Source organism: Cellulomonas chitinilytica, assembly GCF_016862675.1.
GTDB lineage: Bacteria > Actinomycetota > Actinomycetes > Actinomycetales > Cellulomonadaceae > Cellulomonas > Cellulomonas chitinilytica.
Genome location: NZ_BONK01000013.1, coordinates 163,934 through 173,417 on the forward strand (window position 1 = coordinate 163,934; position 9,484 = coordinate 173,417).

The 9,484-nt window shown below is 74.1% G+C and carries 12 protein-coding genes; 4 read left to right on the forward strand and 8 right to left on the reverse strand.

Translation table 11 applies throughout. From position 1 onward, the window contains the following. Nucleotides 1–7: 7 nt before the first annotated feature. The 7 genes from Cch01nite_RS18015 to Cch01nite_RS18045 form a co-directional block, all read right to left on the reverse strand. The gene (locus Cch01nite_RS18015) at nucleotides 8–991 is read right to left on the reverse strand and encodes a DUF1648 domain-containing protein (RefSeq protein ID WP_203757866.1); all 984 of its coding nucleotides are present in this window, start codon (nucleotides 989–991) and stop codon (nucleotides 8–10) included. After that, a complete protein-coding gene (locus Cch01nite_RS18020) occupies nucleotides 988–1,356 on the reverse strand; it encodes a GntR family transcriptional regulator (protein WP_203757867.1) in 369 nt (122 codons plus the stop codon). The genes Cch01nite_RS18015 and Cch01nite_RS18020 overlap by 4 nt, the downstream gene beginning before the upstream one ends. Before the next feature lie 63 nt (nucleotides 1,357–1,419). After that, nucleotides 1,420–2,004: a serine O-acetyltransferase EpsC gene (gene epsC / locus Cch01nite_RS18025; RefSeq protein WP_203757868.1), complete on the reverse strand. Its 585-nt coding sequence runs from the start codon at nucleotides 2,002–2,004 to the stop codon at nucleotides 1,420–1,422. 32 nt (nucleotides 2,005–2,036) lie between these two features. Next, entirely contained in the window at nucleotides 2,037–2,972 is a 936-nt protein-coding gene (gene cysK / locus Cch01nite_RS18030) for a cysteine synthase A (protein ID WP_203757869.1), read from the reverse strand. Nucleotides 2,973–3,399: 427 nt separating this feature from the next. After that, complete coding sequence (locus Cch01nite_RS18035) at nucleotides 3,400–4,053, reverse strand: GDSL-type esterase/lipase family protein (RefSeq protein WP_239070946.1); 654 nt, start codon at nucleotides 4,051–4,053, stop codon at nucleotides 3,400–3,402. A 57-nt stretch (nucleotides 4,054–4,110) separates the two neighbouring features. Continuing rightward, the gene (locus Cch01nite_RS18040; protein WP_203757871.1) at nucleotides 4,111–4,482 is read right to left on the reverse strand and encodes a PASTA domain-containing protein; all 372 of its coding nucleotides are present in this window, start codon (nucleotides 4,480–4,482) and stop codon (nucleotides 4,111–4,113) included. A 211-nt stretch (nucleotides 4,483–4,693) separates the two neighbouring features. Further along, a complete protein-coding gene (locus Cch01nite_RS18045) occupies nucleotides 4,694–5,443 on the reverse strand; it encodes a TetR/AcrR family transcriptional regulator (protein ID WP_203757872.1) in 750 nt (249 codons plus the stop codon). 144 nt (nucleotides 5,444–5,587) lie between these two features. Here Cch01nite_RS18045 and Cch01nite_RS18050 point away from each other — a divergent pair, with 144 nt between their 5' ends. The 3 genes from Cch01nite_RS18050 (at nucleotide 5,588) to Cch01nite_RS18060 (ending at nucleotide 7,926) form a co-directional block, all read left to right on the forward strand. Next, the gene (locus Cch01nite_RS18050) at nucleotides 5,588–6,529 is read left to right on the forward strand and encodes an NAD-dependent epimerase/dehydratase family protein (RefSeq protein ID WP_203757873.1); all 942 of its coding nucleotides are present in this window, start codon (nucleotides 5,588–5,590) and stop codon (nucleotides 6,527–6,529) included. Nucleotides 6,530–6,680: 151 nt separating this feature from the next. Then, the gene (locus tag Cch01nite_RS18055; protein ID WP_203757874.1) at nucleotides 6,681–7,541 is read left to right on the forward strand and encodes a dioxygenase family protein; all 861 of its coding nucleotides are present in this window, start codon (nucleotides 6,681–6,683) and stop codon (nucleotides 7,539–7,541) included. 22 nt (nucleotides 7,542–7,563) lie between these two features. Continuing rightward, nucleotides 7,564–7,926: a DUF488 domain-containing protein gene (locus Cch01nite_RS18060; protein ID WP_203757875.1), complete on the forward strand. Its 363-nt coding sequence runs from the start codon at nucleotides 7,564–7,566 to the stop codon at nucleotides 7,924–7,926. A 10-nt stretch (nucleotides 7,927–7,936) separates the two neighbouring features. Here the strand turns inward: Cch01nite_RS18060 and Cch01nite_RS18065 are convergent, their stop codons facing one another. Next, nucleotides 7,937–8,977: a hypothetical protein gene (locus Cch01nite_RS18065; protein ID WP_203757876.1), complete on the reverse strand. Its 1,041-nt coding sequence runs from the start codon at nucleotides 8,975–8,977 to the stop codon at nucleotides 7,937–7,939. Nucleotides 8,978–9,287: 310 nt separating this feature from the next. Here Cch01nite_RS18065 and Cch01nite_RS18070 point away from each other — a divergent pair. Beyond that, nucleotides 9,288–9,484: hypothetical protein (locus Cch01nite_RS18070; RefSeq protein ID WP_203757877.1), on the forward strand; the 197-nt coding region annotated here is incomplete at its 3' end.

The following is a 9,484-nucleotide window of genomic DNA, read 5'->3' on the forward strand; positions in this document are numbered from 1 at the left end:
GCGCGCGTCAGGCTACCCGGGCGCGGTCGGCGAGGGTGTTCAGCAGTGCCGCGGCCGTCGCGGCGTCGTCGACGGTGACGACGAGCGAGCGTCCGCCGGTCCGCTCGACGAGGAGCCCCTCGCCGGTGCGCAGGACGATGCCGACGCGCCCACCGCGGCCGACGCGGTAGCCCCAGCCGCCGAACTCGGGGAACGGCCGCACGGGCACGACCTCCGCGCGGACCACCTCGTCGAGCGGCACGTGCTGCCGCGGCCAGCCGAGCCCTGACCGCACGGACAGGCCCCGGGCGTCGACGCTCACGGTGAACGACGCCATCGACGCGACGAGCAGGGCCAAGACGAGCACGGCGGGCACGACGACCGCGGGGGTGCGGACGAGCACGGCGACGAGCAGCACGGGGACGAGGACGACCCCGGCGACGACGAGCACGCCGCGGCTGCGGATGTGCTGCACCCATCCGGCGCGCTCGTCGGGTGCGAGCGGGAGCCGGGCGGCGTCGACGGGCACCGGGGTCGACGTGGGGTGGGGCGCGTCGCCGGGTGTCAGCGCCGCTCCGAGCGCGCCGAGCACGAGGCCCGCGAGCAGGGTGAGCAGCACGACGCCGTCGACGGGTGGGGCGGCCGTCCAGTCGGCCACGCCGCGCTGGAGGGCCAGCGTGCCGAGCACGAGGGTGCTGAGGAAGCCCGCGAAGCCGAGCGAGAAGCCGGTGCCCAGGCGTCGGGTCGTCGCGGCGCGGCCGGCGAAGAACGCGAGGGCCCAGCCGCCCGCCGCGAGCAGGACCGCGGCGAGCGCCGAGGACCAGACGAACGCGACCAGGGAGCCGGAGCCGTCCGGGCCGTCGGGGCCCCAGTGCGTCGCGACGGGGTCCGGCAGGTCGTCGCGCCAGGACAGGGCGACGACGACCGTCGCTGCCGTGAGCACCAGCGGGACGACGAGCGCGACCAGCGTGCTCGCGAGGCGGTGGGGGACCGTGGGCGTGGTCGTCGTCATCGGGTCGTCTCCTCGCTGAGGGCGTCCTTGAGCAGGGCGGTCGTGGTCTCGGGGGCGAGCCCGAGCGAGCGTGACGCGCGCACGACCTCGGTCAGGGCGGCGCGCAGGGGTGCGTAGTCGAGGGCGGCGTGCTCGCTCACCACCGCGCCGCGCCCGCGACGCAGCTCGATGAGCCCCTCGTCCCGCAGCTCCTGGTAGGCGCGCAGGACGGTGTGGAGGTTGATGTCGAGCGCGGCGGCCAGGTCCCGGGCGGCCGGCAGGCGCGTGCCCGGGGTGAGGTCGCCGCGGGCCACGGAGGTCCGCACCTGGGCGGCCAGCTGCGCGAACAGCGGCTCGGCGGAGGTGGGGTCGATGCGGAGGAGCACCCGCTCAGCCTAGTTGTTCGGTGACAACTAGAACAAATTCGTGTCCTCGGAGACGGCCGGCCGTCAGATGTAGATGGCGGGGTCGTCGATCTCGACGTCGAACGCCGCCTTGGCCGGCCGGAGCCGGATCTGCGCAGGCACACCCACGGCGATCGCGCCCGCGGGCACGTCGTGGATCACCACGGCGTTCGCCCCGACCTGCGCACCCGACCCGATCCACACCGGACCGAGGATCTTCGCGCCCGCCCCGACGACCACGTTGTCGCCGAGCGTGGGGTGCCGCTTGCCGTGCCGCATCGTCTTGCCGCCGAGCGTCGACCCGTGGAACAGCACCACGTCGTCGCCGACCTCGGCCGTCTCGCCGATGACCACGCCCATGCCGTGGTCGATGAACAGCCGGCGGCCCAACCGGGCGCCCGGGTGGATCTCGATGCCGGTGGCTGCCCGCGCGAGCTGGGAGACCAGTCGCGCGGGCAGCCGCAGGGACGGCACCCGCCACATGCGGTGCGCCAGCCGGTACACCCACACCGCGTGCACGCCCGGGTACGCCAGGCCGACCTCGAGCATGCTGCGGGCCGCGGGGTCGCGGTGCCGGGCAGCCTCGAGGTCCTCCCGGAGGACGGCGAGGAAGTGCAGCGGTTCAGACATGTGGATGCAGGCCCCTGGGTTGCTCGGGTAGGTCAGTCGAGCAGGTCGGCGTAGAGCACGGTCGACAGGTAGCGCTCGCCGAACGACGGGATGATCGCGACGATCAGCTTGCCGGCGTTCTCCGGGCGGTTGGCCAGCAGCGTCGCGGCGTGCAGGGCGGCACCCGACGAGATACCGACGAGCAGCCCCTCCTCGGCGGCGGCGCGGCGGGCGACGGCCACGGCGGTCTCGGCGTCCACGTCGATGATCTCGTCGTAGACCGTCGTGTCGAGGATCTCCGGCACGAAGTTCGCGCCGATGCCCTGGATCTTGTGCGGGCCGGGGGCGCCGCCGTTGAGGATCGGCGACTCGGCCGGCTCCACGCCGACGATCTGCACACCGGGCTTGCGCTCCTTGAGCACCTGGCCGACGCCCGTGATGGTGCCGCCCGTGCCGATGCCCGCGACGAGGATGTCGATCTCGCCGTCGGTGTCCGCCCAGATCTCCTCGGCCGTGGTGCGGCGGTGGATCGCCGGGTTGGCCTCGTTGGCGAACTGGCGGGCGAGGATGGCGCCCTCACGCTCGGCGACGATCTCGTCGGCCTTGTTGACCGCACCCTTCATGCCCTCGGAACCCGGCGTCAGGATGAGCTCGGCGCCGAACGCGCGCAGCAGGGCGCGCCGCTCCTTCGACATCGTCTCGGGCATCGTCAGGACGACCTTGTAGCCGCGCGCTGCACCGACGAACGCGAGCGCGATGCCCGTGTTGCCGGACGTCGCCTCGACGATGGTGCCGCCCGGCTTCAGCTCGCCGGACTCCTCGGCCGCGTCGATGATCGCGACGCCGATGCGGTCCTTGACGGAGTTGGCCGGGTTGTAGAACTCGAGCTTGCCGACCACGGTGGCGGGGGCGCCGTCGGTGATCTTGTTGATGCGGACGAGCGGGGTGTTGCCGATCAGCGCCGTCGCGTCGTCGTAGATGCGTGCCATGGTTCCTCTTCGGTCGAGCCGCCGGTGGTCCCGACGGCGAGGTGGGGGACGTGGTCCTGCTGGGACGGGGGCACCGCGCGTCGCGGACGAACGACGTCAGGCGGTGGTGGAGCCGCGGGGCGAGCGCTGGCGCACGGGGCGCACCCCGGTCAGGGCATCCTCACGTCGAGGAGCAGCCAGCGCTCTACAGACAGCGACAACAGGCACGCACCGCGTGGGCGTGCGAGGCGGAGGCGGGGGTGCTGGCCTGCACGCTCATCGCTCTCCTTCAGTGCCGCGGCCGGGGGCTGCCCGGTGCCGCAGAGGGGTCGCACGGAATCACGACCGCAGTCGGGCCTGACCGTAGCGTCAACGTGGCGGGTGACGCAAAGGTTCCCCGTCTGGTGGACAGCCGTGGGTGTCTGCGCTGGTCGCAGAGGCAGGACGGTCAGCGGCCCGGGATCCCCACGGCGTCCAGCCAGGCCTCGGCGAGCAGCCCGAACCCGGCCGGGGTGGGGTGGACGCCGTCGGACACCCAGTGCGCGGGCCCGGTGCGGACGGCGGCCGCGGCGAACAGGCCGTCGGCCGGCACGAGCACCGCGCGGTGCTCGGCGGCGTGCTCGGCGGCGAGGCGGCGGACCACGCCGATGCGCGGGTCGAGGTCCTCGCGCCAGGCGTGCTGCGCGGCGTCGACGGGCACGAGGAACGGCTCGACGAGGACCAGGCGGGCGCCGAGCCGGTCGCGGGTGGCGTCGAGGATCGCGCGCAGGTGGTCCTCGTAGGCGTCGGTCGCCGTCGGGCTCCCCGCGTCGTACCGCCGCCACGTGTCGTTGATGCCGATGAGGACCGAGACGACGGTGGGCGCGAGGGCGAGGGCGTCGCGCTCCCAGCGGGCCCGCAGCATCGCGGAGGTGTCGCCGCCGACGCCGCGGTTGAGGAACGTCAGGTCGAGATCGGGGCGTCTGGCGCCCGCGAGGGCGGCGACGATCGCCGCGTAGCCGTGCCCGAGGCTGGTGGGGTCGTCGCGGTCGCGCCCCCAGTCCGTCACGGAGTCGCCGGTGAGCAGGACGCGGTCGTGGGGCTGCAGGAACGTCGTCGTCACGCCCCGCATCCCATCACGGACCGGCCGGGCCGCGTGGCCCGGCCGGCCCGTGCTCGGTCAGGAGGCCGGGTCGTCCGTCTTGCGGACCGTGAGCACGACCGTGCTGCCGGCGTCGACCGTGCCCGAGGTCGGGTCCTGCGACACGACGACCCAGGCGGTCGGGTCGTCGACCGTGCGGCCCTGGCCCGTCGCGTCGGTGGCCTCGACCTTGAGCCCGCGGGCCTCGAGGGTCTCCTGCGCGGTGCCGAGCAGCAGGTGCGTCTGGTCGATGACCTCGACGGAGCCCGAGTCGGTGGTGACCTGCGCGTCGGCGGTCGTCTCGGCGGGCGACGAGTCGTCACCGGAGCCGGAGTCGGAGCAGCCCGCGAGCAGCGCGGCTGCCGCGGCGAGCGTCACGACGAGACCGGCACGGGTGATGGACAGCTTCATGGCGGAGCCCCCTGAGGAGATCGGTGCGGAGTGCCTCCGGGTCGTGGCGACCACGGGGTGCGGGCGATGCCCACGACGGCCGCGCGTCATCGCTGCGCGGCACGATCGACCGTAGTCGCGACCACTGACACGAGTCGCGCGCATTAGGGACGCCGCAGGGCAGAACGGACTGGGGTGTCCGTCACACCTGCGGCGACGTGGTGCGGCGACCTCAGGGCGCGGTCAGGTCCGCGTGCAGCCCGACGCCCGCGGCGGCCGTCGCGATCGTGACGTCGAACAGTGCCGCGTAGTCGTCGGCGAACCGGTGCAGGTGGCCGAACAGCTCGGCCGAGACGGCGCCGAGGAGCGAGCAGAACAGGGTGGCCGAGCGGGCGGCCGTGCGGAGCGCGTCGTCGGGCACGGGGCCGAGGGCGCCGCCGACGGCCGCGACCACCTCCGGCGTGACCCGGCCGCGGGGGTCGAAGTCCGGGCCGGCGGGCGAGAGCGTGCCCTCGGCGTCGGCCTGCTGCAGCACCCCGACGATGACGCCCCACATCCGCAGCGCGGACGGCACGGTGTCGTCGGGCGCCCGGTACCCGCGGACGGGGGTCCCGTAGATCAGCTCGAACGCGTAGGGCTGGGCCAGTGCCCACGTGCGGACGGCGCGAGCGACCTCGAGCCAGGTCCGTGCCGGGTCGGCGCCGCGCGCGCGGGCGTCGGCCGCGGCGGTCTCGGCCACGGTGCCGACGGCGTCGTACGTCTCGATGATGAGCAGTGTCAGGAGCGCGTCGCGGGACTCGACGTAGCGGTACACCGCCGAGGACGCGACGCCGAGGTCCCGTGCCACAGCGCGCAGCGAGAGGTCGGCAGCCCCGTCGGTCTCGAGCCGGGTCCGCGCGGCATCGAGGAGCTCGGCGAGGACCTGGGCCCGGGCGCGTTCGCGTGCGGTCGCGGGGACGGACGGCACCTCGGTGGACGGCATGCGCCCAGTGTGCCTCGCGCGACGGCCGAGTCAAGAGCACTGATCTCGTGTCGGATCACCGCTCTTGCGCGAGGGCCGTGCATGGTGCGAGCATTGCTCACAACAGAGAGCAGTGCTCACAATCGGACGTCAGGAGATCGGCTCATGGCTCGACACGTGGTCCTCGGCAAGGGAGCGGTCGGCTCGACGCTCGTGAACGTGCTCGCCGGGCGAGGAGAGTCCGTGCTCGTCGTGAGCCGCTCGGGCCGGCCCGCAGCGGGGAGCGACGTCGAGCACGCGGCGGTCGACGTCGCCGACGGTGCCGCCCTGGCGCGCGCCGCCCGTGGTGCGGACGTGATCTACAACTGCGTGAACCCGCCGTACCACCGGTGGGTGTCGGACTGGCCGGCGCTCATCTCCGGCGCGCTCGACGCCGCCGCCGCGACCGGTGCGGTGCTCGTCACGGCCGGCAACCTCTACGGGTACGGGACGCACGGCGCGGTCATGACCGAGGACCTGCCGCTGCGGGCCACCGAGTCCAAGGGAGCCGCCCGGGCCGCCGTGTGGCACGAGGCCGAACGCCGGCACCGGCTCGGCGAGCTGCGCGCGACCGAGGTCCGTGCCGGCGACTACCTGGGTCCGCTCGCCGACTCGCAGGCGCACGCAGGCCCCCGGTTCCTCGACCCGCTGCTCGCGGGCAAGGTCGTGCGCACGGTCGTCGCCGTCGACCAGCCGCACAGCTGGACGTACCTGCCGGACTTCGCGCACGCGATGGTCGCGGCGGGCGCCACCGCCGAGGCGTGGGGGAGCGCATGGCACGTGCCGACGGCCGAGCCCCTGACGTTCCGCGAGCTGGCCGGCCGGTTCGCCGCGGCCGCAGGCGCGCCCGAACCCCGGATGCGCCCCGTGCCGCCGGCGGCGCTGCGCGCCCTGGGCCTCGTCTCGCCGCTGATCCGTGAGATCGCGGCCGTCAGCGACCACTTCTCGGCCCCGTTCGTCATGAGCACCGAGGCGTCGCAGAAGGTGCTCGGCACGACGGCGACCCCGTGGTCCGTCGCCGTGACCGACACCCTCGCGGCTCGGGCGGCGTCGCGCGCGACGGTCTGACGCTCGGCGCTCCGCACGCGAGCGCCCGGCTCCGCTGGCGTGCGGCTCAAAGGGCAGCGTCCCCGCTCACAGCCCGCACCCAGGTCACGCACGGGCCGGCCAGGGGGACGGGCGAGAGGGTGGTCCTGCCGCCATCACCGAGGAGGAGCCGATGACCACGCACCCGGACCGCCGCTGGCTCGACCGTGCCGGACGCGAGATCGACGAGGAGGACCGCGGGCTCGTGTACGACGTGCGCACGCTCGTCGACCGCCGTCACGTCCTCGGGCTGTTCGGCGGCCTCACCGCGGCGGGGCTGCTCGCGGCGTGCTCGCCGTCCCCCACGGTCGGCCCGACGCCTGACACCACGGCGACCGGCACCGCCGGTGCGTCCACGGCCGACGGCGGCCTCACCGAGGTCCCCGACGAGACCGGGGGACCGTACCCGGGCGACGGGTCCAACGGCCCGGACGTGCTCGACGACTCGGGCATCGTCCGCCGCGACATCCGCTCGTCGTTCGGCACGTCCACGACCACCGCCCCCGGCGTGCCCCTCACGATCGCCCTCACCGTGCGGGACGCGTCCACCGGGGACGTCGTCCCGGGCGCCGCCGTGTACCTGTGGCACTGCGACCGTGCCGGTGGGTACTCGCTGTACGGGCAGGGCCTTCAGGACGAGAACTACCTGCGCGGCGTCCAGCAGGTCGACGGCACGGGCACCGTCACGTTCACGTCGGTGTTCCCCGGCTGCTACTCCGGCCGGTGGCCGCACGTCCACTTCGAGGTGTACGGCGACCTCGGCACGGCCGTCGCGTCCGGCCCGATCGTCAAGACGTCGCAGATCGCCCTGCCGAAGGAGGCGTGCGAGGCCGTCTACGCGACCACCGGGTACGAGCGGAGCGTGGACAACCTCGCCCGGGTGAGCCTCGCGGGCGACAACGTGTTCGGGGACGACGGCGGCATCCACCAGGTCGCGACCATGAGCGGGGACAGCACGTCGGGGTACACCGCGTCGCTGACGATCGGGGTCTGAGCCGGGGTGCCATGATCGGCCGATGGGGTCGATCCGCGCGGCGCGTGTCTACGACCGGCCAGGACCCGACGACGGCCGGCGTGTGCTCGTCGACCGGCTGTGGCCGCGGGGCCTGCGCAAGGAGGAGGCCCACCTCGACGAATGGCCGAAGGAGCTCACGCCGAGCACCGAGCTGCGGCAGTGGTACCACGCGCACCCCGACGGGTACGAGGAGTTCCGGCAGCGCTACCTCGTCGAGCTCGGGTCGACCGAGGCGGCCGTCGCGCTCGACGGGCTACGAGCGCTCGCGACGGACGAGGACCTCACCCTGCTGAGCGCGACCCGGTCGCTCGACGCCAGCCACGTGACCGTGCTGCTCGAGGTCCTCGGGTCGTCGGGCGCGTGACGCCGCCCGCTCAGAACTTCGGCGTGTACACGTCCGGGTACGCCTTCTTGGCGGTGAGGACCAGCGCCTTCGCCTTCGCCACGTAGCCCGTCCAGTAGTCCGCCGTCACCGTGTCGGCCCTGACCGTCCGCAGCTGGTAGAGCGCGCTCTGCACCGCGTCGACGTACCTGTTGAGGTTCCTGACGGTCTCCTCGCGGTAGGTCTTCGCGCCGCCCGCCGTGATCCCCGTCTGGGCCGCGTAGCGCAGCTCGTACGAGTACGCCTGGATCTCGCGCAACGCGTCGTTCAGTGCGAAGCCCGGGTGGTCGGTGATCTTGTCGTCGAGGCTCTTGACCTTCGCCGTGTCGAACGGGGTGGTCCCGAGGCTCAGGTACTGCTCGCGGTCCGGACCCTCGACGGTCTCGAGGTTGTGGACCCACATGTCGCCCTCCTCCGTGCGGAGCTCGTCGGGCTGGTCGGCGCTCTGCAGGACGTGCACGAACTCGTGGAAGATCACCGACCGGAACCGGGTCGCGGAGGTGAGCGCCGTGTCACCGAAGGTGATCCGGATGCCGTCCGGGTGCGCGACGGTGACCGCCGAGTCGTCGAGGGTGCTGTCCGCCCGGATCTCCAGGCCGGCACCTCCGCCCGTCGCGTCGAGGAGGCCCGACCCCTCGAGCGTGCCGGTCATCCGCGACTTCGACGCCGCCTTGGACTTCGTGACCACCGCACGCAGGCGCGTCTGGACGTCGGTCGCGAGCGCGGCCTTGTCGGGGTCCTTCTTCTTCGTCGAGGCGTACGCGTCGAACGCCTGACCGGCGATCGTGATGACCTCGTTCAGCTGGGTGTCGACGGCAGGCTTGTCGTAGGCCTCGACGCGTTGCACGACGACGGGCGTCGCACCGTTCACGAGCCTGCTCACCGACGCGTTGCCGACCAGGCGCTGCAGCCGCAGCAGCTCCGACGGCTCCCCGGAGGCCGGTCCAGGGGACGGTCCGGTCGCTCGCGCGGCCGCCCTCCGCCCCGCGCCCCGGAGCGAGCCGGGAGCCGGTGCCGGGACTCGCTCGGCCACGGCCCGGCGATCGTTCGCGACGTCCACGGCCGCCCCCTCGTGCCCGCGTCGACCTGCGTCACCACGGTACGGGCGGTCACGGGCCGGGTCGCGTCGGGGGGCCTGCGCGGCGGTCCCCGCAGGCGACACCCGTGCCGGGGGTTCGCTGCGCCGCCGCCCCGAAGTCCTGGAGCACGCCACCTGCTCCAGACCCGTCCCGCAACCGTCCCAGCGCCTTCCGGCGGCCCGACGCCGCCGACGAGGGTGGCGGGCCCGCGTTCGCGCGAGGCCGAGCGGCGGGCATCGACGGCGGGGGCGGTAGGTTCGCGGCGTGCACGTCGCCTCCCCGGTCGTCCCCGCCCTGGAGAGGTTCGTGGTCGCGCGGGTCGCGGCCGGCGCGGCGCACGCCGTCGTCCTGCGCGTGCCGGGGCTCGACGCCGACCCGCACGCCGACCCGCACGCCGACCCGCACGCCGACCCGCACGCCGACCCGCACGCCGACCCGCACGCCGACCCGCACGCCGACCC